Here is a 22843-nt window from a genome sequence, read left to right on the forward strand (position 1 = left end):
ACCCTGCACGGCACCACCTCGTACGACACGGCCCTGCACGGCACCACCTCGCACGACACCGCCCCTTACGACACCGCACCGTTCCGCGCCGGTGAAGCCGCGGACGGCACCTGGCCGGACGCCACCCTGCACCTGCTGCCGGTGCGCCCGCACGACACCGATTCGAGGGACTCGCGATGACCGTCCACTTCGACCTGCCGTCCACCGGCAGAGACACGAGCCGCCGTAGCCGGACCCGTCCCCCGGAACCCGCACCGGCCCATGCCTCCGGCGCCCCCGGGAGTCCCTTGCCGCAACGGCTCTGGCGCGGCCGGCCGGAGGACCCCCGCTGGGCCCGCCCGGCCTTCCTCGCCCTGCTGCTGGCGACGGCCGTGCTCTACCTGTACAACCTGAGCGCCTCCGGCTACGCCAACTCCTTCTACTCGGCGGCCGTGCAGGCCGGCAGCGAGTCCTGGAAGGCGTTCTTCTTCGGCTCGCTCGACGCGGCGAACGCCATCACCGTCGACAAGCCTCCGGCGGCCCTGTGGCCCATGGCCCTCGCCGTGCGGCTCTTCGGCCTCAGCTCCTGGGCGATCCTGGCGCCCGAGGTCCTCATGGGCGTCGGCACGGTGGCCGTCGTGTACGCGGCCGTCCGGCGCCGGTTCGGCCCCGCGGCCGGACTGATCGCGGGAGCCGTGCTCGCGCTCACCCCCGTCGCGGCGCTGATGTTCCGCTTCAACAACCCCGACGCGATGCTGGCGCTGCTGATGGCGGCGGCCTGCTACTTCGTCATCCGCGCCCTGGAGGACGGCCGTACGAAGTGGCTGCTGTGGGCCGGTGCCGCGATCGGCTTCGCCTTCCTCGCCAAGACGCTCCAGGCCTTCCTCATCCTGCCGCCGCTCGCCCTCGTCTACGGTGCCTGCGCGCCGGTGACCGTGAAGAAGCGGATCGGCCAGTTGGCCGCAGGTCTCGCCGCGATCGTCGTCTCGGGCGGCTGGTGGGTCGCGATCGTCGAGTTGTGGCCCGCGTCCTCCCGCCCCTACGTCGGCGGCTCGCAGAACAACAGCTTCCTCGAACTGACCTTCGGCTACAACGGCCTCGGCCGGCTGAACGGCGAGGAGACCGGCAGCGTCGGGGGCGGCGGGGGTGGCGGCAACTGGGGCGAGACCGGCTGGGACCGGCTGTTCAGCTCCTCCATCGGCGGCCAGATCTCCTGGCTGATCCCGGCCGCGCTGATCCTGCTCGTCGCGGGGCTGGTGGCCACGCGCAAGGCGAAGCGCACGTCGGTGACCCGCAGTTCGTTCCTCGTCTGGGGCGGCTCGCTGCTCATGACCATGCTGGTCTTCAGCTACATGCAGGGCATCTTCCACGAGTACTACACGGTCGCCCTCGCCCCCTACCTCGCCCCGCTCGTCGGTATGGGCGCGGCGCTGCTCTGGGAGAAGCGTGACAAGGCGTGGGCGTCGCTGGCCCTGGCCGCCGCGATGACGGCGACCGCGGCCTGGGGGTACGTCCTGCTCAACCGCTCCTCCGACTACCTGCCCTGGCTCAAGTGGCTCGTCCTGGTCGGGGGTCTGACGGCGGCACTCGGCCTGGTCTTCGCCGGCCGGCTGGGGCGCCGGCCGGCCCTGGGAGCGGTTGGACTGGGCCTCGTCGCCGCGCTGGCCGGTCCGGCGGCGTACACCCTGACCACCGTGAACGAGGGGCACACCGGCTCGATCGTCACGGCGGGGCCGGCGGTCGCGGGCGGCCGCGGCGGACCGGGCGGTGGCGGTGCTCCCGGCGGTGGCGGCTTCCCCGGCGGGGGCCAGAACCAGCAGAACGGCAACGGCAACGCCCAGGGTCAGCAGGGCAACGGTTTCCCCGGCGGCGGCTTCCCGGGCGGCGGCCAGAACCAGCAAGGCCAGAACCAGCAGGGCCAGGGCCAGAACCGGCAGAACGGCGACGGCGGCCGTACGGGCGGCATGGGCGGCGGTGGCGGCGTCGGCGGCCTGCTCAACGGCGCCAGCGTCAGCTCCGCGGCCAAGAAGCTGCTGGAGGCCGACGCCGACCGGTACACCTGGGCCGCGGCGGCCATCGGCGCCCAGAACGCCGCGAGTTACCAGCTCTCCACCGGTGAGCCGGTGATGGCCATCGGCGGCTTCAACGGAACCGACCCGTCCCCGACACTCGCCCAGTTCAAGAAGTACGTGGCGGACGGAAAGATCCACTACTTCATCGCCTCGGGCGGCATGGGCGGCCGCATGGGCGGCGGCAGCGACGGGACGTCCTCCCAGATCACCTCCTGGGTCGAGGCCAACTTCAAGGAGGTCACGGCCGGTTCGGCCACCTTCTACGACCTCACCCGGAAGGCGAGCAGCTGACCCGTCCCTGACCGGACGAGGGGCGGTGGCCGGGAGCCACCGCCCTTCGCCGTCTCCGCCGGAACTCTGTTGTACGCCGTATAAGAACTGTTCTACGGTGTACAGCATGACGACGTCCTCCCAGGAAAAGGCCCCGCCGCACCTCGCACCGGGCGGCCACCCCCAGCGCTGGCTGATCCTCGGTGTCATCTGCCTCGCGCAGCTCACCGTGCTGCTCGACAACACGATCCTCAACGTGGCCATCCCCTCGCTCACCCGCGAGATGGACGCGACGACCGCCGACGTCCAGTGGATGATGAACGCCTACGCACTGGTGCAGTCCGGCCTGCTGCTCACCGCGGGCAACGCCGCCGACCGCTACGGCCGCAAGCTGCTGCTGATGTCGGGCCTCGTGATCTTCGGCGTGGGCTCGCTGGCGGCCGGGCTGTCCCAGAGCCCGGGCCAGCTGATCGCGGCCCGTGCGGGCATGGGCGTCGGCGGCGCGCTGCTGATGACCACGATCCTCGCCGTCGTCGTGCAGATCTTCGACGACCAGGAGCGGGTGAAGGCCATCGCGCTGTGGTCGACGGTCAGCTCGCTCGGCTTCGCGGCAGGCCCGCTGATCGGCGGCGTGATGCTGAACCACTTCTGGTGGGGCGCGATCTTCCTGATCAACATCCCGGTCGCCGTGCTCGGCCTGGTCGCGGTCGCCGCGCTCGTGCCGGAGTCGAAGCACAAGGCGGGCGACCGGCCCGACCTGGCCGGCGCGGTGCTGTCGACCATCGGCATGACGACGATCGTGTACGCGATCATCACCGGGCCCGAGCACGGCTGGACGTCCGCGCAGGTGCTGCTCTCCGCGCTGCTCGGCCTGGTCGTGCTCGGCCTGTTCGTGCTGTGGGAGCTGCGCACCGAGCACCCGATGCTCGACATGCACTTCTTCCGCAACCAGAAGTTCGTGGGCGCGGTCGCGGGCGCGATCCTCGTGGCGTTCGGTATGACGGGGTCGCTGTTCCTGCTCACGCAGCATCTGCAGTTCGTCCTCGGTTACGAGCCGCTGGACGCCGGGCTGCGGACGGCGCCGCTGGCGCTGACCGTCGTCGCGCTCAACCTCACGGGGCTCGGGGCGAAGCTGGTGCTGAGGCTGGGGACACCGGTGGCGATCGCGCTCGGCATGACCCTGGTGTCCGCCGGGCTGGCGGCGATCGCGCTGCTCGGGGGCCACGGGTACGGGGGCATGCTGCTCGGGCTGATCGTGATGGGAGCGGGCGTGGCCCTGTCCATGCCGGCCATGGCCAACGCGATCATGAGCGCGATCCCGCCCGAGAAGGCGGGCGTCGGAGCGGGCATCAACGGGACGCTCGCGGAGTTCGGCAACGGGCTGGGGGTGGCCGTCCTCGGGGCCGTGCTCAACTCGCGGTTCGCCTCGCTGGTCGCCGTGTCCGCGACGTCGTTGCCTGCGGCGCTGGCCGCGGCGGGCTCCGCGGAGGAGAAGGCCCGTATCTCCGAGGCGTTCGCCTCCGGGCTGGAGACCAGCCAGCTGGTCGGGGCAGTCGCTGTGCTGGCGGGCGGGCTGGTCGCGGCGGCGTTGCTCCGGCGCGCTGAGCGGGCAGAGTCCTAGGAACCCAGGGCCGGCCGTCGTCGCCCGGGTGCGGACGCGGGTTCGATGTGGGTGATCGTGTCCCCGCGGCGGAGCCGCACACGGGCACGGCCCCGCGCCTCGAAGACGGCGCGTCTAGCATGAGCGGCGTCGGAAGATCGAGGAAGGTGCGCCATGGCGAAAGCGGCCCGGCAGGATCAGCCGCGGTCCAGCGTCTGGCTGGAGAGCACAGCGCACCGGCGGCGCGGTGGAGGGCAGCCCTCGGGACTGGACCGGGCACGCATCATCGAGGTCACCGTGCGGCTGCTGGACGCCGAGGGCCTGGCCAAGTTCTCCATGCGGCGGCTCGCCGGTGAACTGAACGTCACCGCGATGTCCGTCTACTGGTACGTCGACACCAAGGACGACCTGCTCGAACTCGCCCTGGACGAGGTCATGGGCGAGATGCGGCTGCCCGATCCGGACGCCGGTGAGGACTGGCGGGACCAGGTGCGGGCGCTCGCCCGGGAGTACCGGACGCTGCTGGTGCGGCACCCCTGGGTGTCCGCGCTGGTCGGGGTCTTCCTCAACATCGGCCCCAACAACCTGGCGTTCTCCCGGGTCGTCCAGCGCGTCGTCCGCGGGACCGGGATGCCCGCGAAGCGCCTGACGAGCACGATCTCGGCCGTCTTCCAGTTCGTCTACGGCTACGGCACCCTGGAGGGCCATCTCGCCACCCGGGCCGCGGCCGGCGGCATGACCGTCGACGAGTACTTCCAGCAGGCCCTGAGCACGGTGTCCACCGCCCCGCAGGCCGCCGACGTCATCCAGGAGTCCCAGGAGATCATGGCGGCGCGCGGCGGCGACACGGTCGCGGAGATGATGGAGCGCGACTTCGAGTTCGCGCTGGAGCTGCTGATCGTGGGCATCGAGGCGATGGCCGCCCGCGGGGGCGAGGTCCCCGGAGAGGGCTGACCTGCTCAGCGGGCCGGCCTACTCCCCTTCCACCAGCCGTGCCGGGAAGCCCCCGGTCGCCACCGGCCCCCACCGCTCCGGCGTGATCCGGATGATCGACTTGCCCTGCTTCAGCATGGCCGTGCGGTACTCGTCCCAGTCGGGGTGCTCCCCGGCGATGTTCCGGTAGTACTCCACGAGCGGTTCGACGGAGTCGGGGGAGTCGATGATCTCGGCGGTGCCGTCGATCTGGACCCAGGGGCCGTTCCAGTCGTCGCTGAGCACGAGCAGGCTCACGCGCGGGTCCCGCTTGGCGTTGCGGGTCTTGGCGCGCTCCGGGTAGGTGGAGACCACGATCCGGCCGGAGTCGTCGACACCGCAGGCCAGCGGGGAGCCCTGGGGGCCGCCACCGGCCCGCCGGGTCAGCAGGATCGCGTGGTGCCGGGGGCGTACGAAGTCGAGCAACTCGTCCAGGGAGACGCGGGTGTTCGTCGCGATGTTCGGTGCCATGTCCGGCAGCCTACGACGCCAGGGCCTCGGCGAGGTCGTCGTACACGGGGACGTCCCGCCGCAGGCCGGTCACCTCCAGGACGCGGCTGGTGATCCCCTCCGGGCGGGCCACCAGGCGCACCCGGGCGCCGGGGTGCAGCCGGTGCCGTACGTCGTTGATGAGGCGGATGCCCTGGGAGTCCATGAAGGAGGTCGTGGTCAGGTCGAGGACCAGGATGTCCAGCCGGTCGCCACGGGCCTGGGCGGCGGACATGACGAGCGGCAGCAGTTCCGCCGCGTTGCAGAAGTCGATCTCGGCGGGCATGGTCAGGTGGACGCGGCCGGGGAGGCCGCGCGGTTCTGTGGGATTCGTGAAGAAGGTCACGGCACTCACCTGGCAGACGTTCGTCCGGTTTCCGGTAAGGCCGCTTCCTGACCCGTGGCGCCATTCCACCATGCGGGGGGCCGGTGGCGGAAGCGCCCGCTGCGGCGTCGGCCGGACGTCACTTGGAGGCAACCGAGCAGTTAGAGTGCTGTCCGTCCTGTGCTCGCAGTCGGGAATGTGCTGCGGAGCTCTCCTGCGCACGGCCATTGGCCGTGCATGCCGAAGAGGTTCGTGGTGGCTGCGTCCGAGTTTCCTGATTTGCCCCGTTTTCCGGCTGGCGTCGAGCTGGCCGAGGCCCTCACGGTGGCTTCTCAGCAGCTGCACGAGACACTCACGCCCCACAGTGCCCTGCGTATGGCGGTCCGGCTGGCGGTGCATCTCATGCCGGGTGCCGAGCACGCCGGCATCTCCGTGATCGAGCGCGGCAACAAGCTCCGCACGCTCGCCTGGACCGACGAGGTGGTGCGCTCCGCCGAGTCCCGGCACACCGGCCGCGAACAGCACGGGCTGTGGGACCAGCTGTGGAACAGCCCCGTGGCGCGGATAGCGGACAGCGAGGCGGACGACGGCTGGGACGTGCTGGCGGCCCTGGGGCTGCGCTCGGCGCTGTCGCTGCGGCTGCGCGCCGACCGCCGCCGGCTGACCGTGCTCACGGCCTATGCGCGCAAACCGGGCGTCTTCGACGAGGAGGCCATGCGCGTCGGACGGCTGTTCAGCGCGCACGTCAGCATCGCCCTGGACTCCGCGACCGTGCGCGAGCAGCTCACCGAGGCCATGCACACCCGGGACCTGATCGGCCAGGCCACCGGCATCCTCATGGAGCGCCAGGGCATCGACGCGGCCGCGGCCTTCGAGAGTCTGGTGCGGGCCTCCCAGCGGGAGAACGTGAAACTGCGCGACCTCGCCCGCCGGATCGTCGGTGCTCACAACACCCCCTGAGGGAAGGTGAGTCACGAACGAGGCGTGTTCGGACGGCGACGGGATACCCGTACGGTCATGAGTTCCGAGACGTCCGACACGCTGGACCAGGCCATGGTGCGCAGCAGCGGTCTCGACACCCTGCTGCGTGATCTGACCGACCGCGCGGTGCAGGAGGTGCCCGGCGCGGACGCGTGCAGCATCACCGTGCGCCGCGCCGGCCGGCTGCTGACCCTGGCCGGCAGTGACGGCATGCCCAGCGGCCTGGACCTGCGCCAGTACGAGAACGGCTCGGGGCCCTGCGTCGACGCGGCCGAGACCGGTGAGGAGCAGTACGCACCGGACCTGGCCGAGGAGTCCCGCTGGACGTCCTACACGGAGTACGCGATCTCCGCGGGCGTCCGCTGTGTGCTGGCGGTGCCGGTCGCCGTCGAGGGCGAGAGCGGTGCCGCGATCAACTTCTACGCCGTGCGGGCCGGGGCACTGAGCGCGGGCCGGGACGCGGCCCGCGCCTTCGCGGGCCGGTCCGGGGACGCGATCGACGTGGCCCTGCGGATCGAGCGCCGCCGCCAGTCGGCGGCCGACGTGCGCACCGCGCTGCTCTCCCGCAGCGTCATCGACCAGGCGGTCGGCATCCTGATGGCCCGGGAGCGGATCGACGCGCGGATCGCGCTGGAGCGGCTGCGCCGGGTCTCACAGGACCGGAACATCAAGCTCCGGGACCTGTGCGGCCAGTTGGTGGCGCGGGTGTCCGCCCCGGAATCACGCAGCCGGAAGTGACTCGCCCTGCACGGCCTGGATGTCCAGCTCCACCTTCAGTGTCGTGCCGACGGCGGCGATGCCGGCCTGCAGGACCTGGTTGTAGTGCATCGCGAAGTCCTCGCGGTGCAGTTCGGTCGTCGCGCGGAACGCCGCGCGGGTGCCGCCCCACGGGTCCGGACCCGTGCCGAGGTAGGCCAGATCCAGGTCCACGGGCCGCACGACCCCGTGCATGCCCAGCTCGCCGTGGACGGTCCACCGGTCGGCCCCGGTCGCCGTCAGCCCCGTGGACCGGTAGGTGATCTCGGGGAACCGCTCGACGTCGAGGAAGTCCGGCGACTTCAGGTGCCCGTCGCGCATGCCGTTGCCGGTGTCCACGGACGCGGCCCGGATCACCGCCTCCACCCGCGACCTGGTGACGTCGTCCGGGGCGATCTCGACCGAGCCGGAGAATTCCGTGAACCGGCCGTGCACGCTGGAGATGCCCAGGTGCCGGGCCACGGCGGCCACGCTGGAGTGCACCGGGTCGACGGTCCACGGGCCGGGCGGCGGCAGCTCGGTGCCGCCCCGCCGCGCCAGCGTCACCGTGCCGGCCTCCGCCCGCCCGCTCGCGGTGACGATCACGCTGGACGCCGCGGGCGCGTACCCGACGGCCGTGACGATGACGGTGTAGGCCCCCGGCTCCAGCGGCGTCGCGTCCCGCACGGCGCCCTCCGCGTCCGCCTCGGCCCGCAGTACCTGCGCACCGGTCATGTCCGCCACCGTGACGACCGCGTGCGACACGGCCCATCCGTCCCGGGTGCGGATCCTCGCGGTCAGTCCCATCTCAGCCACTCCTCAGAAATGAACCGGCCCGCGACAGGGGGCGCACCTCCGCTCAGAGCGCACCCACCTGTCACGGGCCGGGGTCCGTATTACTCGCCGGGGTGGGCGAGTTCGATGTCGTGGGCGTCGGTGCCGGCGCCCGTGACCGTCAGGGCGGTGGCCACCGGCGGGTAGCCCGTGGCGATGACGGTGTACTCGCCGCCGTCCAGGTCGGTGAAGGCGTACGCCCCGTCCGTCCCGGTCGTGGCCGAGCCGACGACGTTGCCCGCCTGGTCGACCAGCGTCACCCGGGCGTCGGCCAGCGGGCCGTGCGGGGCGCGGACGACACCCTGGACGCGGGCGCCCGGGGCCAGGTCGATCTCGACCCGGGTGACCCCGGTGCCGCCCACCTCGACGGGCAGGGCGCGCGGCCGGTACCCGGCGGCGTTCACCGCGACGGTCACCGCCCCCGGCACCAGCTCGGCGAAGGCGAACTCGCCCTGCTCACCCGTGGTCCCGTTGGCCAGCAGGTCCCCGCGCACATCCGTCACGATGACCATGGCGTCGTTGACCGGCTGCCCGTTCCCGGCGGCCCGCACCAGGCCGGTCAGCCCGCTGGTGCCGCTGAGCAGGATGTCGTAGGCGACCGGCTCGCCGTTCACCACGACCGTGGAGGCCTGCGGCTGGAAGCCGTCGGCGGAGGCGATCAGGACGTACGACCCGGAGCCCGGGGCGTCCACCGTGTACGAGCCGTCGGCCTGCGCCACGGACCGGCCCAGCTGGCGCCCGGCCAGCGAGATCAGCGTGACGGCGGCCCGCGGCACGGGCGCGGACTCGTTCCCGCGGACGAAACCACGGACCGGAACGCCGCCTCGACCGGACGAGGGCTCCTCGGCACGGGCCACGGTGGGCACGGCGGCGAGCCGCTGCGTGCCCTCCGGCCCGGTCCCGTCGGCGGCCCCGGTCTCGGCCACGGCCCAGCTCGGCACGCTGTTCTCCTCGGCGGGAGCCTCCGTGGGGGCGTCGGTTCCGGCGGCAGCCTGGGCCAGCCCACCCTTCGTCTTCAAGGGGACCTCCTTGATGAACAGCGACACCAGCAGCGCGAGCAGCGCAAGCGGAGCCGAGTAGAGGAACACGTCCGCGACACCATGGCCGTAGGCGCTCTCCACGACGGTGCGGATCGGCGCGGGCATCGCGTCGAGGTCGGGGATGCCGCCACCGCCCGTGCCGGCGTGGCCGAGGGCCGCGCCCTTCGCGCCCAGGCCGGCGAGGCCGTCCTGCACGTAGTCGGTGATCTTGTTGCCCAGGACCGCGCCGAGCGCCGAGACGCCCACCGCACCGCCGAGGGACCGGAAGAAGGTCACCGTGGAGCTCGCGGCACCGAGGTCACCCGGCTCCACCTGGTTCTGCGTGCACAGCACCAGGTTCTGCATCATCATGCCGATGCCGAGACCCAGCAGCGCCATGAAGATCGCTATGTGCCAGTACTCGGTGTCGTACCGGATCGTGCCCAGCAGCCCGAGCCCCGCGGTCACCAGCACGCCGCCGCCTATGAGCCAGCCCTTCCAGCGACCGGTCCGGGTGATGACCTGGCCGGAGACGGTGGAGGAGAGGAACAGACCCGCGATCATCGGGATCGTCATGACACCGGACATCGTCGGCGACTTGTCCCGGGCCAGCTGGAAGTACTGGCTGAAGAAGACGGTCCCGGCGAACATCGCGACACCGACGAACAGCGAGGCCAGCGAGGCCAGCGTGATGGTCCGGTTGCGGAACAGCCGCAGCGGGATGATCGGCTCGCTCGCCTTCGCCTCGATCAGGACGAACAGCGCCAGCAGCACGACCGAGCCGCCGACCATCGCGTACGTCTGCCACGAGACCCAGTCGTACTTGTCACCGGCGAAGGTCACCCAGACGAGCAGCAGGCAGACGGCCGCCGTGATGAAGAACGCGCCGGCCCAGTCGACCTTGACCTTCCGCTTGACCACGGGCAGGTGCAGGGTCTTCTGCAGCACGATCAGGGCGATCACGGCGAAGGGCACACCGACGTAGAAGCACCAGCGCCAGCCGAGCCAGTCGGTGTCGGTGATGACACCGCCGACCAGCGGGCCGCCGACCATGGCGGTGGCGAAGGTGGCGCCGAGGTAGCCGTTGTAACGGCCGCGCTCACGCGGCGAGATCATCGCCGCCATGATGATCTGGGCCAGCGCGGACAGACCGCCCATGCCGATGCCCTGGACCGCGCGGAAGGTGATGAGCATGCCCGGGTTCTGGGACATGCCGGCCGCCGCCGAACCCAGCACGAAGATGACCAGCGCGAACTGGATCAGCAGCTTCTTGGAGAACAGGTCGGCGAGCTTGCCCCACAGCGGGGTGGACGCGGTCATCGTCAGCAGGGACGCGGTCACGACCCAGGTGTAGGCGCTCTGGCCGCCGCCGAGGTCGCCGATGATCCGGGGCAGGGCGTTGGAGACGATCGTCGACGACAGGATCGCGACGAACATGCCGAGCAGAAGGCCGGTGAGGGCCTCCATGATCTGCCGGTGCGTCATCGGAGCGCCGTCGCCGGAGGAGCCGTGGGAGCCTCCCCCGTGCTTGGCATGAGCCCGCACACCGGCTGGTGTGGTCGTTGCCATGGGCTTCCTTTTCTTACGTGCTTGCGGGTGTACGGGTGGTCTGTTCGACAGCGGGGGGTGCCGCCCGGGGCGTGGGACGGCAGTCGAAGCTCTCCCGCAGCCGCGCCATCAGATCCGTGAGCCGGCCGACGTCCTCGTCGGTCCAGTCGCTCAGGCGCTCGGCGAGGACCTCGGTGGTCCGCCGGGACAGCTCGTCGAGCTGTGCGTGGCCCGCGGGGGTGAGGCGCAGGATGCGTGACCGTTTGTCCGCCGGGTCGGGGGAGCGTTCGATCCAGCCCCGGTCCACGACGTGCGCGGCATGCCGGCTGGTGACCGACATGTCCACCGCCAGCAGCTCGGCGAGCTTGCTCATGCGCATGTCGCCGTGACGGCCCAGCAGGGTCAGAACGGCCGCCGATCCGCCGGGGCACTCGGCGGGCATGATCCGGCCGAGCTCCCGCTTCACGGCGCCGAAGGCACTGAACTGGCGGACCAGCTCTTCGTACTGCGCCTTTTCGGCCATGACACCTCCCGCTTTCGTTGCTTAGGGCAACCATAGAAGCTGTTGGTTGCTACAGGCAAACAAAAGAGGCGAGCGCGGCACAAAAACTTGGCAAAGGCAAGTATTGCGGGAGTAAACGTGCTGGTGGCGAACCTGGCGGTACGGGTCGGTGGGGGCCAAACGGAACCCCAACCCCCACTTGGGGAGCCCCGGCGTTTTCGCTAGGGTCTCGGGCCATGGCTAACAACCAGGCCCCGCAGGGCAATCACGACCCCGCCGGCAGCACCCAGATGTTCCGCGCGTTCGTCGACGAGGCCCCGCAGGGGCGTCAGGCGGCGGCCCCGTCCAGCGGCGGGCCGCGCATCGGCCTCATCCTCGGCGTGGCCGTCGCCGTCGCGATCGTCGCGGCGGTGGCCTGGCTGGCGCTGGCGTAGCTCTCACGCCCCCGGTGTCGCTGCCGCGGCCGAGCGGAGAAGCGCCGGCACCCGCCCACGGCGAGAACGGGCGTGTCGGGGGGTGTCCGCCCGCAGCGGTCGGCCCGGCAGCGCCAGTCAGCCGGTATGACACCTCATCGCGCCGTTCCGAGGACGGACACCCCCCGGCACGGCCCCGGCCCACACCCGGCGAAGCGGCGCAAGCCCGCATCCCCACCGAGGCGGCCACAGGCATACGGCGCGGCCCCAGCAGCCGCGCCCCAGCCCTCGGTCAGTCCGAGATCAGCCCTTCCCGGAGCTGCGCCAGCGTCCGGGTCAGCAGCCGGGAGACGTGCATCTGCGAGATGCCGACCTCCTCGCCGATCTGCGACTGCGTCATGTTCGCGAAGAAGCGGAGCATGATGATCCGCCGCTCCCGCGGCGGCAGCTTCGCCAGCAGCGGCTTCAGGGACTCCCGGTACTCCACACCCTCCAGCGCGGTGTCCTCGTACCCCAGCCGGTCCGCCAGCGACCCCTCGCCACCGTCGTCCTCCGGTGCCGGCGAGTCCAGCGAGGACGCCGTGTAGGCGTTCCCCACCGCCAGCCCGTCGACGACGTCCTCCTCGGACACCCCGAGCACGGAGGCGAGTTCGGTCACCGTCGGGGACCGGTCCAGCTTCTGCGAGAGCTCGTCACTGGCCTTGGTCAGAGCGAGCCGCAGCTCCTGCAGCCGGCGCGGCACCCGCACCGACCACGACGTGTCGCGGAAGAACCGCTTGATCTCGCCCACGACGGTTGGCATCGCGAACGTGGGGAACTCGACGCCCCGTTCGCAGTCGAACCGGTCGATCGCCTTGATCAGCCCGATCGTGCCGACCTGGACGATGTCCTCCATCGGCTCGTTCCGGGACCGGAACCGTGCGGCGGCGTACCGCACCAGCGGGAGGTTGAGCTCGATGAGCGTGTCACGGACGTACGCACGCTCGGGGCTGTCCTCGTCGAGCGCGGCCAGCCGCAGGAACAGGGAGCGGGACAGGGTGCGGGTGTCGATGGCCCCCGTGGCCGGAAGGACCGGGACGGGCTCGGCCGCCAGGGCCGGGACGTCATCGATGGGGCCGATTGAGTCGAGAGCATGGGGAGCTGTGTCGCTCTCCGCGAGCGTGAGCACCTTCGAGCTGCCCTGTTCTGCGGACATGCCACCCCCTTTGGGTCGCGGGACGGTCGCGGCGAACGCCCCCGTCTGAGGAACGCAGCCTTCACCTGAATACCGGAGCCGGAGCTCCGGCAAACGCGCTTCCGGCAGAATGTCACATGTCGGCAACACGCTGTAGTGACATGTCGACATCTGAGACGCGAATCCGCCCTGCAAACAAGGGGTCTGACGGGTTTTCGGCTCTCAAGTGTCGGCAACCGCCCTGATGGGCGATTCCCTCCCCGCGGTGACCTCTCGCTAGCGTTTGCGGTTACGCGTCGATGCGGTTCGCAGACCGCAATCTCTGGAAACTACGCGCGAGTAGCCGCGACACGTGCATCTGCGAGACGCCGAGTTCCGCGGAGATCTGGGACTGCGTGAGATTGCTGTAGTACCGCAGCAACAGGATCCGCTGCTCCCGCTCGGGCAGCTGGACGAGCAGGTGCCGTACGAGATCCCGGTGCTCCACGCCGTCCAGAGCGGGATCCTCGTAGCCGAGCCGGTCCAGCAGCCCCGGCAGTCCGTCGCCCTCCTGTGCGGCCTCCAGTGAGGTCGCGTGGTACGACCGCCCGGCCTCGATGCAGGACAGCACCTCGCCCTCGGTGATGTGCAGCCGCTCGGCGATCTCCGCGGTCGTCGGGGTCCGCCCGAAGGAGGTCGTCAGGTCCTCCGTCGCGCTGTTGACCTGCACCCACAGCTCGTGCAGCCGGCGCGGCACGTGGACGGTGCGGACGTTGTCGCGGAAGTACCGCTTGATCTCGCCGACGACCGTCGGCATCGCGAACGTCGGGAACTGCACGCCCCGGTCCGGGTCGAAGCGGTCGATGGCGTTGATGAGCCCGATGGTGCCGACCTGGACGACGTCCTCCATCGGCTCGTTGCGGGAGCGGAACCGGGCGGCCGCGTAGCGCACGAGCGGGAGGTTGGCCTCGATGAGCGCCCCGCGTACGCGGTCGTGCTCCGGGGTGCCCGGCTGGAGCTCCTTGAGCTGCGCGAAGAGCACCTGGGTCAGCGCCCGGGTGTCGGCGCCACGGCTGCTCCGCTGAGGCGCGGTCGGCGCGGTCGGTGCGGCCGGTGCGGCTTCCGTGGGCGCCGCCTGAGGGGGTGCGCCTTGAGGGGACGGCGCCTGCGGAGACGGTGCTGGAGGGGACGGTGCCTGAGGTGCGGTACTGGCCAGCACGGTCAACTCCACCTCGTCATCGTCAACTCATCCGTCAACTCTTCCATCAAAAGCGGTCATAGCATCACAAGACATGTGCACTGTGTGCAAGCACCCTATAACTACGTGTTGAGGGATGAAAGCCGCACAAATCAACTCACGCAACAGAAAATCCCCCTGTCGAAGCGACAGGGGGCCCGAAAAGTCCGGTCTCAGAACTCGTAGTCCGCGATCACCCACGTGGCGAACTCCCGCCACAGCGCGACACCCGCCTGGTGGTCCGGGTGCTCCACGTACCGCCGCAGCGCGTCCGCGTCGTCGCAGGCCGAGTTGATGGCGAAGTCGTAGGCGATGGGGCGGTCGCTGACGTTCCAGCCGAGCTCCCAGAAGCGGAGCTCCGGGATCTTGCCGCCGAGCGCGCGGAAGGCCTCGACGCCCTGCACGACCCGGGGGTCGTCGCGCTCGACGCCGTCGTTGAGCTTGAAGAGGACCAGGTGGCGGATCATCACTTTCCTCCCCTGGCGACCCACGTGGCGAAGTCGCCGAGGGCCCCGGCGGCATCCGAAATGCCCTGGAATGCTACGAGGACGTAGTCGGTCGCCGTCTCCGGGTCCGTGATGATCACGTACAACGCGAAGACCACAAGAGCGTAGACGGCGATCTTCTTCGCGTTCACCGCCATCGCGGCCTCCCCTGTCGCTGGTGTCCCGTGCAGCGCACATGATCGCACGAGGGCCCGATCACGCGAAGGGGCAGATCATACGAAGGGCCCCGTCTGGCGACGGGGCCCTTTCAAGCGGTAACGGAGTCGGATCGTCAGATCCTGCTGCAGCCGCTGAGGCCCCAGTGCTTCATGACGTCTCGGGTCCGAGGGCCGTAGTAGCCGTCGGCGTCGGCCTCCCCGAGGTAGGCCTCCTGGATGGCTCTGACGGCGAGGAAGGTCTTCTGGCCGTAGTAGCCGTCGACGTCAAGGCTGAAGTTGTGGCAGTTGTTCAGGCTGGTCTGGAGGACTTTCACGGCCTCGTTGGATTTGCTGACGTTGAGGACGAGGTTGCAGATCAGGCTGGGAGTCGGCTGCCCGTAGGCGGGAACCTTGTGCCCGCTGACGTTCTTGTACGTGTTGCAGGTCGGGTAGGGGTCGACCGCCGCGGCTGAGGGCGCGAGGGCCAGACCGGTAAGGACGGCGGTGGTGAGTGCGCCGGCGGTGGCGGCGAGACGAACCGTGGTCAGGCGAGAGCGCATGGCTCCCTCACTTTCCGTGCGTGATGGGTGAGCGGCGGCGAGACATGGCACGCGGACCGTCCTCCTCCCGGCGTGGGGAGGAGGACGGTCCGGGTGGGTTCGTGGGGCGGCCGGTCCGTCAGAGCCTGTTGGCCCAGGTCTCGAACCCTGACCGGGTCTTGGGGCCGGCGAGGCCGTCGATGGCGCCGTCGTAGTCGCCGTTGGCCCGCAGCAGGCGCTGAAGCGCCTCGATCGTGTTGGGGCCGACGATTCCGTCGATCTTGTCCTCGTAGCCCCAGTACTTGGCCAGGCAGCGCTGGAACGCCTTCCAGCTGTTCTCGCCGAGGTACCCGTCGATCGCGTCGTTGTAGTTCCAGTGCTTCGCCAGCCAGCCCTGGACCTTCCTGGCCTCCGCCCGGGTCAGACCCAGGTTCTCCACCGCGAGCGTGCCGACCTCACCGCTCGCCGCCTGCTGCTGGGCCGACGCGGGAGCCGCCGTGGCCGTGCCCGCGGTGGCCAGGCCGCCGGCGGCGATCCCGACCGCGGCGGTGACACTGACGAGTGCCCTTGTGAGAGCTCGCATGCTGTTCCCCTCAATTGACGTGCGATGGAAGAAGCCGACCGCAGCGGCCGGCTCCGCAACGAGACTGCGGGTTCGGCGAGATGTTCGGCCACAGGTGACGCGGAAGTGGCCGCATCCCGGGACGTCCCGCGCATTGACCTGCTGAGATGCCGCCCGCCGAGTCCCTGCGGCGGGACTGCGACGAGAGGGGGATGGCTGATTCCGCGCCAGGGCGGGGTCACAGCAGGGCGGGCCTCCCGTGACAGCTGGTGCAGAATGAGACCGGGCCAGGGGGGTCGGGACCGCGCCCCCGACGCGAGTGGGGGGAAGCATGTCGCGCTGGAAGGAACTGCCCGCAGAACTGCATCCACACGTCCACCAGTTGATCGTGCGACTGCGCAGATTGAAGGACCGCAGCGAACTGAGCACGCGTCAACTGACCGCGAGGACCGGGTACAGCGCGAAGTCGTGGCAGCGATATCTGAACGGCAGGTCTCTGCCGCCCCGGGAGGCCGTCGAGGCGATGGCCCGCATCGGTGGTGACGATCCGGCCCGGCTGCTGTTGATGCACGAGATCGCCGCCCAGCGCTGGGCGGAGGGACGGGTGGTCACCACCGCCGCCCCCGAGAACCTCGCCGCGACACCGGCACACACCCCCACGGAGGCGCAGCCGTACGGGCGTCACCTGCGCGTCGCGGTCACGGCGGGAGCCGTGGTCTCGGTGGTGTCCGTCACCGCGGCACTCCTGCTGGCCGTGCAGCTCACCGAGGCCCGAACCCAGCTCGCGCGCGACCGCAGCGATGCTGTCGCGGCGGCCCCGGCCACTGTGTCGGAGTCCCTGGTGCCGGTCATCTACACCTGCCGGCTGGAGCAGCGTGACGGCCGCTGGTACGCGGGCCTGAGCCGGACCACGGACATCCCCCTGTCCAACACCCACGTGGGGCTCGAAGTGGCCGAGGCGCAGTGCCTGCTGCGCCGGGCGGGCACCGCGCCAGGGGAGATCGACGGCGTCTTCGGTCCGAAGACGCGGCGAGCGGTCGAGCGCATGCAGAAGCAGAGCGGGCTGGTCGTGGACGGAGTCATCGGCCCGCGCACCTGGCAGGCCCTACGGAACGCGGCGGCCAAGTGACCACGGAACACACTCGGCTGGCCGCGGCGCTGCGGGAGCTGCGGGCCGGTGCGGGACTGAGTCTGGCGGCGCTGGCGGAGCGAACGGCGTACAGCAAGTCCTCGTGGGAGCGTTACCTCAACGGCAAGAGCCTGCCTCCTCGGCAGGCCGTACGGGAACTGTGCCGACTCGCGAACGAACCGGACGGGCGGCTGCTGGCCCTGTGGGAGATCGCCGAGTCGCACTGGAGCGGACGCGCGGCGGCCCCCGCACCCGCCCCTCCCACGGACGAGTCGCCGCGGTCACATGCTCAGGAGCCGCCGCCCGCCGGGACCGGGCGGCGGCGACTTGGCGGGAGCAGGCTCCTGGTGGTGCTGGTGTCGGCGTACACCGTGATCGTCGGTGGTGTCGCGGTCCTGCTGTTCCTCCTGCTGCCGGACTCGGAGGCTCAGGAGGCCGAGCCGCTGCCGGCCTCCGTCCCGTTCTCCCTCGCTCCCCAATGCCACGGAGCCGCCTGCGAGGGCCGGGACCCGATGCGCCTGATCTGCGGCCTCGGCCCCGAGACCCTCGCCTCGTACCGCACGGCCACCGGTGCCCACGTCGAGCTGCGCCACAGCAAGAAGTGCGGTGCGAGCTGGGCCCGGACCTGGGGGACCGAGATCGGTGACCGGGTGGACGTCACGGCAGGCGGCCCGACCCACGGCGTGCGCATCAGGAACAAGGACGACGCGGCAACCTTCCGCTATACCGAGATGACCGAAGTCCGTCCCGGCAGCACCGTCCGGGCCTGCTTCCGGCCCGCGTCGGCCGACGGCGAACAGGAGTGCTTCGAGGCCCGCGTGGGCGAGGCCGCCACCAGGACCCGGCCGCCCTCACCTCGGTAGCGTCAGGCCTTGGGCGCGTCGATGCCGAAGTCCTCCGCCGGCACGCGGCGGGCCTCCTCCTCGTCCGTCAGGTTCAGCACGACGACCGTGCTGTCGGCGCGGGCGCGACGTCTCAGGCCGATGCGCCGGGCATGCTCAGGAGGGTGCGGATCTACCGGAAGGGGGGTGCCTGCCGGACGGCGTAGCCGTGTCCGCACCGTCGGCGGCCGGGGTAGCGGAACGGCGACGGCACGGGATCGCAGAGATCGTCTCGGGGAGCGCAGGCGGCCCGTCCTCCGTAGGAAGGGTGAACGCGTTTGGTGCGAGGGGCGCTGCTGCTTCCCATGGCTCCTGGTGCCGCACGGCCATGAGGCACATGCCTCACGCAAAACACCCCCCTGGCCGCGTTTCCGCTGGTCAGGAGGGTGTGAAAGCGGTAGCGGAGGGATTTGAACCCTCGGTGACTTGCGCCACACTCGCTTTCGAGGCGAGCTCCTTCGGCCGCTCGGACACGCTACCGAGGGAGACCTTACAGCAAGGTGCCGCGTGCTTCGAAATCGGTATTCAGCGACCGCGGAAGAACTCGGTGAGCAGCCCCGCGCACTCCTCCGCGAGCACGCCCTCGATCACCTCGGGGCGGTGGTTGAGCCGCCGGTCGCGGACGAGATCCCACAGGGAGCCGGCCGCTCCGGCCTTCTCGTCGCGGGCGCCGTAGACGAGCCGGTCGACGCGGGACTGCTGGATCGCGCCCGCGCACATCGTGCAGGGCTCCAGCGTCACCACGAGGGTGCATCCGGTGAGCCGCCACCCGCCGAGGGCGGCCGCGGCCCGCCGCAGGGCGAGAAGCTCCGCGTGGGCCGTCGGGTCGCCGCCGGCCTCGCGTTCGTTGTGCCCGGCCGCGAGCACGGTCGTGCCGTCCGGGGCCAGGACGACGGCGCCGATCGGGACGTCCCCGCCCCGGACGGCCCCGGCGGCCTCGTCCAGGGCGAGGCGCATCGCGGGGCGCCAGGGGTCCCGGACCGGATCTGGCGGCCCCGCGGCGGTACGACCGGTCAGCGGACGGTCTCCAGGGTCTCCGAGGCGCCCAGGGACTCGGCGATCTCGGTGACGGCGTCCGTCGACATCAGGCGCAGCTCCTTCTCGCTCACGCCGAGGTCGTCCAGGATCAGGGCGTCGCCGACCGGGCCGTGCGGCACGGACTCGGCGGAGCCGGCCGTCCCGGCGCCGTCCTCGGCGTCGTCGTCCTCGTTGTCGTCGGACTCACCGTCCTCGGTGCCGTCGAGGTCGAGGGCGTCGAGGACGTCCCCGTCGTCCGGGTCGCGGCCGAGCAGCTCGTCGGTGAGCAGGATCTCGCCGTAGCTGCTGCGGGCAGCCGCGGCGGCGTCCGAGACGTAGATGCGAGGGTCCTCCTCGCCGTCCACGCGGACGACGCCGAACCAGGCGTCCTCCTGCTCGATGAGCACGAGCACCGTGTCCTCGTCGGGGGAGGCTTCACGGGCCAGGTCGGCCAGATCCGACAGGGTTTCCACATCGTCGAGCTCTGTGTCGCTCGCTTCCCACCCGTCTTCGGTGCGCGCGAGCAGTGCGGCGAAGTACACCGTGACTCTCCCACTGGTCATAGGCGTGCCGGTTGGGGGTCCCCCCGGCGGAGGTTACGGGTGGGGAGTGCTCGTCCGAGCCCCACCCACTCGGAATCGTGGCAGAAACAAGGCGTTCAGGGGACGTCTTCGGCTCCCTGTGTCCGGCAGTTCCGCTCGCACGCCCGTTGCCGCCACCTGCGGATCGTACGCGGCTTTGCCCCGCTCCACGCGCGGTCACCCGCGACAACCTCCGCGCGGTTCGTGATCTTTGCCGGGGGTTTCCTCACCCGTTTCCTACCAGCGGAAGGTGCGCATGCGCATCGCGTGGCGCAGCCGTGCCGTCTTGGCGCGGCGCGGCTGGACGCGGTCCCGCAGCTCCCGGGCCTCGGCCAGATCGCGCAGGAACCGGGCGCGACGCCGGCGGCGCTCGGCGTCGGACTCGTCGGTCCCGTTCGTCCGGTCGGGCTCCTGTCCCGTCCCCGGCCGCGTGTGCGGCGACGGATCGTCTCGGAATTTCCGGTCGGGCATCAGGTTCACCACCCCCAGTCCGTGCTTCCCGCTTTCCCCCGGACGGGCGGTTTGACGCCATCGATCGGGTGTGGGCCGGTCGGCGGGCAGGCCGTGCGGCCGGGGCATCCCGCCCGGTTAATGTTGTGGACATGCGTCTCCACGTCGTCGACCACCCTCTGGTCGCCCACAAGCTCACCACGCTGCGCGACCAGCGCACCGACTCCGCGACCTTCCGCCGTCTCGCCGACGAGCTGGTCACCCTGCTCGCCTACGAGGCCACGCGTGACGTGCGCACCGAACAGGTCGACATCCAGACGCCGGTCGCGCGGACCACGGGCGTCAAGCTGTCCCACCCGCGGCCGCTGGTGGTGCCGATCCTGCGCGCCGGGCTCGGCATGCTGGACGGCATGGTCCGGCTGCTGCCGACCGCCGAGGTGGGTTTCCTCGGCATGATCCGCAACGAGGAGACGCTGGAGGCCTCCACGTACGCGACGCGTATGCCGGAGGACCTGTCGGGCCGGCAGGTGTACGTGCTCGACCCGATGCTCGCCACCGGCGGCACGCTGGTCGCGGCGATCCGGGAGCTGATCCGGCGCGGCGCCGACGATGTGACGGCCGTGGTGCTGCTGGCCGCCCCGGAGGGCGTCGAGATCCTGGAGCGTGAGCTGGCGGGCACGCCGGTGACGGTCGTGACCGCCTCGGTCGACGAGCGGTTGAACGAGCACGGCTACATCGTGCCCGGCCTCGGGGACGCGGGGGACCGGATGTACGGGGCTGCCGAGTAGGACCCCCCGGGGCGCTCGGGCACGCCCTCGGGGACGTGCTCAGCAGCCCTTCTTTGACGTCGGCGCCGGCTCGGGCCTGGCCAGCTCGGTCAGGGCCCGGTCGGCGTCCTGTTGTGTGGCCAGCTGCTTGAAGCCGTCCCCGATGACGAGGTCGACGGCAGCGCCCTCGCGGGCCGCCTCGGTACGCCGTTCGGCGCCCGGAAGCTGGGTGCCGAGCACGGGCAGCGAGGTGTCGAGCGCGGTGGCCGGGCCGAGCAGCAGGCCGGTGCCCTTGATCTTCTTGTCGTACTGCTTGGTCGCGTTGCCCACGTCGCCGATCTTGAAGCCGCGCTTCTTCAGCTCGTCGGCGGTCTTCTTCGCCAGGCCGCTGCGGGTGGTGGCGTTGAGCACGTTGACCGTGATCGTGCGCGGCTGGGGCAGGGCTCTGGCGCTGGGCGAGGGGCTCGCCTTGGTCCTGATGCCGCAGTCCGTACCGTCACCGGCCGCCGAAGCCTTTCTGCCGCCGCCGGTGAAGGCGTCGATGAGCTGCAGCGTGCCCCACCCGCCCACGCCGAGGACGACGACGGATGCGACGGTCAGGACGACGAGCCTGCCGCGCCGCCGGGGCCGACGCATCTTGGGGTACTTGTTGCCCGTGATGCGGTACTTGCCGCCCATGCCGGGGGGAGTCAGCATGCTCATGAGCGCAGCGTAGTGCGCCCGGGCGACGATGCCTACTAGATGATCATTCGACGTCGCCCAGCGGAACCCGAAAGGGCCAACCCGCGACCGGCGGGGATCAGTCGAGTTCGAGCACGCGCGCGTGCAGCACCTGGCGCTGCTGGAGTGCCGCCCGCACCGCGCGGTGCAGTCCGTCCTCGAGGTACAGGTCGCCCTGCCACTTCACGACGTGCGCGAAGAGGTCGCCGTAGAACGTGGAGTCCTCGGCGAGCAGCGTTTCCAGATCGAGCTGACCCTTGGTCGTCACGAGCTGATCGAGGCGGACCGGGCGCGGCGCGACGTCCGCCCACTGCCGGGTGCTTTCCCGGCCGTGGTCGGGGTACGGCCGGCCGTTTCCGATGCGCTTGAAGATCACACGGAAAGCCTACCGGTCAAGACCTTCCAGGCGCAGCCATGGCGCCGTAGTGCGACGCTGAAAAAACCCTCACAAGGCGGTACGAACCGGAAACAGGGGCGTGAACATGCCGGACCGCGAGACCATGCCGTCGGCCCCCGCCCCGGAAGTGCCCGAGCGCGCCGCCGCCCTGCTGTGGGACGGGCAGTGCCTGCCGGACGCGCAGGTCCGGGTGCCGCCGGCGATGCTCAGCCGGCACGGTCTGGTCACGGGCGCCACCGGCACGGCACGTGCAAGACGCTCCAGCTGATCGCCGAGCAGCTGTCCGCCCAGCACGTACCCGTCTTCCTCGCCGACATCAGGGGCGACCTCTCCGGGATCGTCGCGCCGGGTCCGCCTGGATGCCCGGGGCGAGGGCCGGGCCGCCGCCGTCCACCGGCGCTGGACGGCGACCGGCGGACGGCGGCGGCGCGGGGACGGCGGAGACGTCGGGGCGTCTCCGCCGTGCGGATGGGTCAGCCGCGGTCCCGCCCCTGTCCCTTGAGGGGCTGCGGCGGCTTGCGCGTGTCCGGCCGGGGGGCGGGCTTGGGCGTGCTGCGGGCGGCTTCCGCGCGCAGGAGGGCGCGCAGGACGGCGTACGGGTCTTGAAGCATGGCTGGGTTCCTCGTCGTTCCTCGTCGTTCTGGTTCCGTGCGGGACGGACGGACCGGGGCCGGGCCGGTCCCGTCAGCAGCGCAGGACCTCGGAACGCAGAGGGCGAGGGTCGTGCGGCGGGTCCGGCGGTACGGGCACGGGGTGCTGTGCGGTGTGCGCGGGCCCGGGGTTCCGGAACGGGGCGGGGCTCAGCGGAACGGCGGTGCGGCGGGAGCCTCTGGGCGGTGGGCGCAGGGCGGGGTCGAGGAGGTCGCACTCGACGGTGGTGCTCTCCCCGGACATGGTGGTCGCCGGCCCCGTGTGGGCCTCGGCGTGGGCGCCGGGCACGAGCAGGACGAGCAGCAGGACGAGCACCCGCGGCCAGGCGTGCCGGAGGGGGCGGCGGGGGGCCGGCTGCGGTGCGGGGGTCACGGGAG

At 71.2% G+C, this 22843-nt stretch carries 27 protein-coding genes, 1 tRNA gene and 2 pseudogenes; 11 read left to right on the forward strand and 19 right to left on the reverse strand.

What is annotated here, in order from left to right:
- From ACFU3E_RS10450 to ACFU3E_RS10465, 4 genes and pseudogenes are all read left to right on the forward strand, one after another.
- Nucleotides 1-180 (forward strand): annotated as a pseudogene (locus ACFU3E_RS10450) (glycosyl transferase); the annotation flags it as partial.
- Nucleotides 177-2342 (forward strand): glycosyltransferase family 39 protein, encoded by a 2166-nt coding sequence (locus tag ACFU3E_RS10455; protein ID WP_384154683.1) that lies wholly within the window; start codon nucleotides 177-179, stop codon nucleotides 2340-2342. The pseudogene ACFU3E_RS10450 and the gene ACFU3E_RS10455, both read left to right, overlap by 4 nt.
- 106 nt (nucleotides 2343-2448) lie before the next feature.
- Complete coding sequence (locus ACFU3E_RS10460; RefSeq protein WP_384154685.1) at nucleotides 2449-3942, forward strand: MFS transporter; 1494 nt, start codon at nucleotides 2449-2451, stop codon at nucleotides 3940-3942.
- Nucleotides 3943-4095: 153 nt separating this feature from the next.
- Nucleotides 4096-4875 (forward strand): TetR/AcrR family transcriptional regulator, encoded by a 780-nt coding sequence (locus ACFU3E_RS10465; RefSeq protein ID WP_384154687.1) that lies wholly within the window; start codon nucleotides 4096-4098, stop codon nucleotides 4873-4875.
- Nucleotides 4876-4893: 18 nt separating this feature from the next.
- Here the strand turns inward: ACFU3E_RS10465 and ACFU3E_RS10470 are convergent, their stop codons facing one another.
- Together ACFU3E_RS10470 and ACFU3E_RS10475 are read right to left on the reverse strand one after the other, a co-directional pair.
- Nucleotides 4894-5364 (reverse strand): PPOX class F420-dependent oxidoreductase, encoded by a 471-nt coding sequence (locus ACFU3E_RS10470; RefSeq protein WP_384154689.1) that lies wholly within the window; start codon nucleotides 5362-5364, stop codon nucleotides 4894-4896.
- Nucleotides 5365-5374: 10 nt separating this feature from the next.
- The gene (locus ACFU3E_RS10475) at nucleotides 5375-5728 is read right to left on the reverse strand and encodes an STAS domain-containing protein (RefSeq protein ID WP_384154691.1); all 354 of its coding nucleotides are present in this window, start codon (nucleotides 5726-5728) and stop codon (nucleotides 5375-5377) included.
- Between the two features lie 216 nt (nucleotides 5729-5944).
- Here ACFU3E_RS10475 and ACFU3E_RS10480 point away from each other — a divergent pair, with 216 nt between their 5' ends.
- Together ACFU3E_RS10480 and ACFU3E_RS10485 are read left to right on the forward strand one after the other, a co-directional pair.
- Nucleotides 5945-6667, forward strand: a complete 723-nt coding sequence (locus ACFU3E_RS10480) for a GAF and ANTAR domain-containing protein (protein WP_384154693.1) — start codon at nucleotides 5945-5947, stop codon at nucleotides 6665-6667.
- Between the two features lie 57 nt (nucleotides 6668-6724).
- A complete protein-coding gene (locus tag ACFU3E_RS10485; RefSeq protein ID WP_384154695.1) occupies nucleotides 6725-7426 on the forward strand; it encodes an ANTAR domain-containing protein in 702 nt (233 codons plus the stop codon).
- Here ACFU3E_RS10485 and ACFU3E_RS10490 read toward each other — a convergent pair.
- From ACFU3E_RS10490 to ACFU3E_RS10500, 3 genes are all read right to left on the reverse strand, one after another.
- Nucleotides 7409-8230 carry a YceI family protein gene (locus tag ACFU3E_RS10490; RefSeq protein WP_384154697.1) on the reverse strand — a complete coding sequence of 274 codons (822 nt, stop codon included), beginning with the start codon at nucleotides 8228-8230 and terminating at the stop codon, nucleotides 7409-7411. The genes ACFU3E_RS10485 and ACFU3E_RS10490 overlap by 18 nt on opposite strands.
- 89 nt (nucleotides 8231-8319) lie before the next feature.
- Nucleotides 8320-10845 carry an MFS transporter gene (locus ACFU3E_RS10495; protein ID WP_384154699.1) on the reverse strand — a complete coding sequence of 842 codons (2526 nt, stop codon included), beginning with the start codon at nucleotides 10843-10845 and terminating at the stop codon, nucleotides 8320-8322.
- 13 nt (nucleotides 10846-10858) lie between these two features.
- Nucleotides 10859-11347: a MarR family winged helix-turn-helix transcriptional regulator gene (locus ACFU3E_RS10500; RefSeq protein WP_384154701.1), complete on the reverse strand. Its 489-nt coding sequence runs from the start codon at nucleotides 11345-11347 to the stop codon at nucleotides 10859-10861.
- Nucleotides 11348-11562: 215 nt separating this feature from the next.
- Between ACFU3E_RS10500 and ACFU3E_RS10505 the strand changes: the two genes are divergently transcribed.
- Entirely contained in the window at nucleotides 11563-11760 is a 198-nt protein-coding gene (locus tag ACFU3E_RS10505) for a hypothetical protein (protein WP_384154702.1), read from the forward strand.
- A gap of 271 nt (nucleotides 11761-12031) precedes the next feature.
- On the opposite strand, the gene ACFU3E_RS10510 is transcribed toward ACFU3E_RS10505, so the two are convergent.
- The 6 genes from ACFU3E_RS10510 to ACFU3E_RS10535 all read right to left on the reverse strand — a co-directional run bounded on the left by ACFU3E_RS10510 (nucleotide 12032) and on the right by ACFU3E_RS10535 (nucleotide 15894).
- Nucleotides 12032-12934, reverse strand: a complete 903-nt coding sequence (locus ACFU3E_RS10510; protein WP_384154704.1) for an RNA polymerase sigma factor SigF — start codon at nucleotides 12932-12934, stop codon at nucleotides 12032-12034.
- Nucleotides 12935-13202: 268 nt separating this feature from the next.
- Nucleotides 13203-14123 carry an RNA polymerase sigma factor SigF gene (locus ACFU3E_RS10515; RefSeq protein WP_384154706.1) on the reverse strand — a complete coding sequence of 307 codons (921 nt, stop codon included), beginning with the start codon at nucleotides 14121-14123 and terminating at the stop codon, nucleotides 13203-13205.
- A 179-nt stretch (nucleotides 14124-14302) separates the two neighbouring features.
- Nucleotides 14303-14596, reverse strand: coding sequence for a Dabb family protein (locus ACFU3E_RS10520; RefSeq protein ID WP_384154708.1), 294 nt, complete (start codon nucleotides 14594-14596; stop codon nucleotides 14303-14305).
- Nucleotides 14596-14772, reverse strand: coding sequence for a hypothetical protein (locus tag ACFU3E_RS10525; protein WP_384154710.1), 177 nt, complete (start codon nucleotides 14770-14772; stop codon nucleotides 14596-14598). The genes ACFU3E_RS10520 and ACFU3E_RS10525 overlap by 1 nt, the downstream gene beginning before the upstream one ends.
- Nucleotides 14773-14906: 134 nt before the next feature.
- Nucleotides 14907-15332 (reverse strand): peptidoglycan-binding protein, encoded by a 426-nt coding sequence (locus ACFU3E_RS10530; RefSeq protein WP_384154712.1) that lies wholly within the window; start codon nucleotides 15330-15332, stop codon nucleotides 14907-14909.
- Between the two features lie 118 nt (nucleotides 15333-15450).
- The gene (locus ACFU3E_RS10535; protein ID WP_384154714.1) at nucleotides 15451-15894 is read right to left on the reverse strand and encodes a peptidoglycan-binding protein; all 444 of its coding nucleotides are present in this window, start codon (nucleotides 15892-15894) and stop codon (nucleotides 15451-15453) included.
- A gap of 310 nt (nucleotides 15895-16204) precedes the next feature.
- Here ACFU3E_RS10535 and ACFU3E_RS10540 point away from each other — a divergent pair, with 310 nt between their 5' ends.
- Nucleotides 16205-17002 (forward strand): peptidoglycan-binding protein, encoded by a 798-nt coding sequence (locus ACFU3E_RS10540; RefSeq protein WP_384154716.1) that lies wholly within the window; start codon nucleotides 16205-16207, stop codon nucleotides 17000-17002.
- Entirely contained in the window at nucleotides 16999-17865 is an 867-nt protein-coding gene (locus ACFU3E_RS10545; protein ID WP_384154718.1) for a helix-turn-helix domain-containing protein, read from the forward strand. The genes ACFU3E_RS10540 and ACFU3E_RS10545 overlap by 4 nt, the downstream gene beginning before the upstream one ends.
- A gap of 413 nt (nucleotides 17866-18278) precedes the next feature.
- Here the strand turns inward: ACFU3E_RS10545 and ACFU3E_RS10550 are convergent.
- The 4 genes from ACFU3E_RS10550 to ACFU3E_RS10565 form a co-directional block, all read right to left on the reverse strand.
- Nucleotides 18279-18363: transfer RNA gene (locus ACFU3E_RS10550), tRNA-Ser, on the reverse strand.
- Nucleotides 18364-18408: 45 nt separating this feature from the next.
- The gene (tadA, locus tag ACFU3E_RS10555; protein WP_384154720.1) at nucleotides 18409-18840 is read right to left on the reverse strand and encodes a tRNA adenosine(34) deaminase TadA; all 432 of its coding nucleotides are present in this window, start codon (nucleotides 18838-18840) and stop codon (nucleotides 18409-18411) included.
- A 56-nt stretch (nucleotides 18841-18896) separates the two neighbouring features.
- A complete protein-coding gene (locus ACFU3E_RS10560; protein ID WP_384154985.1) occupies nucleotides 18897-19442 on the reverse strand; it encodes a hypothetical protein in 546 nt (181 codons plus the stop codon).
- Nucleotides 19443-19718: 276 nt separating this feature from the next.
- On the reverse strand, nucleotides 19719-19952 hold the full coding sequence (locus ACFU3E_RS10565) for a hypothetical protein (protein WP_384154722.1): 234 nt from the start codon (nucleotides 19950-19952) through the stop codon (nucleotides 19719-19721).
- A 131-nt stretch (nucleotides 19953-20083) separates the two neighbouring features.
- Here ACFU3E_RS10565 and upp point away from each other — a divergent pair, with 131 nt between their 5' ends.
- Entirely contained in the window at nucleotides 20084-20719 is a 636-nt protein-coding gene (gene upp / locus ACFU3E_RS10570; RefSeq protein WP_384154724.1) for a uracil phosphoribosyltransferase, read from the forward strand.
- A gap of 39 nt (nucleotides 20720-20758) precedes the next feature.
- Here the strand turns inward: upp and ACFU3E_RS10575 are convergent, their stop codons facing one another.
- On the reverse strand, nucleotides 20759-21376 hold the full coding sequence (locus ACFU3E_RS10575; protein WP_384154986.1) for a LytR C-terminal domain-containing protein: 618 nt from the start codon (nucleotides 21374-21376) through the stop codon (nucleotides 20759-20761).
- A 121-nt stretch (nucleotides 21377-21497) separates the two neighbouring features.
- The gene (locus tag ACFU3E_RS10580) at nucleotides 21498-21794 is read right to left on the reverse strand and encodes a type II toxin-antitoxin system VapB family antitoxin (protein WP_003999914.1); all 297 of its coding nucleotides are present in this window, start codon (nucleotides 21792-21794) and stop codon (nucleotides 21498-21500) included.
- A gap of 106 nt (nucleotides 21795-21900) precedes the next feature.
- Here ACFU3E_RS10580 and ACFU3E_RS10585 point away from each other — a divergent pair.
- Nucleotides 21901-22230 (forward strand): annotated as a pseudogene (locus ACFU3E_RS10585) (helicase HerA-like domain-containing protein); the annotation flags it as partial.
- 58 nt (nucleotides 22231-22288) lie between these two features.
- Here ACFU3E_RS10585 and ACFU3E_RS10590 read toward each other — a convergent pair.
- Both ACFU3E_RS10590 and ACFU3E_RS10595 read right to left on the reverse strand, forming a co-directional pair.
- Complete coding sequence (locus ACFU3E_RS10590; RefSeq protein ID WP_384154726.1) at nucleotides 22289-22426, reverse strand: hypothetical protein; 138 nt, start codon at nucleotides 22424-22426, stop codon at nucleotides 22289-22291.
- Between the two features lie 73 nt (nucleotides 22427-22499).
- Nucleotides 22500-22838, reverse strand: a complete 339-nt coding sequence (locus ACFU3E_RS10595; RefSeq protein WP_384154728.1) for a hypothetical protein — start codon at nucleotides 22836-22838, stop codon at nucleotides 22500-22502.
- Between the last annotated feature and the right edge of the window lie 5 nt (nucleotides 22839-22843).

The organism is Streptomyces sp. NPDC057424, from assembly GCF_042803315.1.
Classification (GTDB): Bacteria; Actinomycetota; Actinomycetes; order Streptomycetales; family Streptomycetaceae; genus Streptomyces.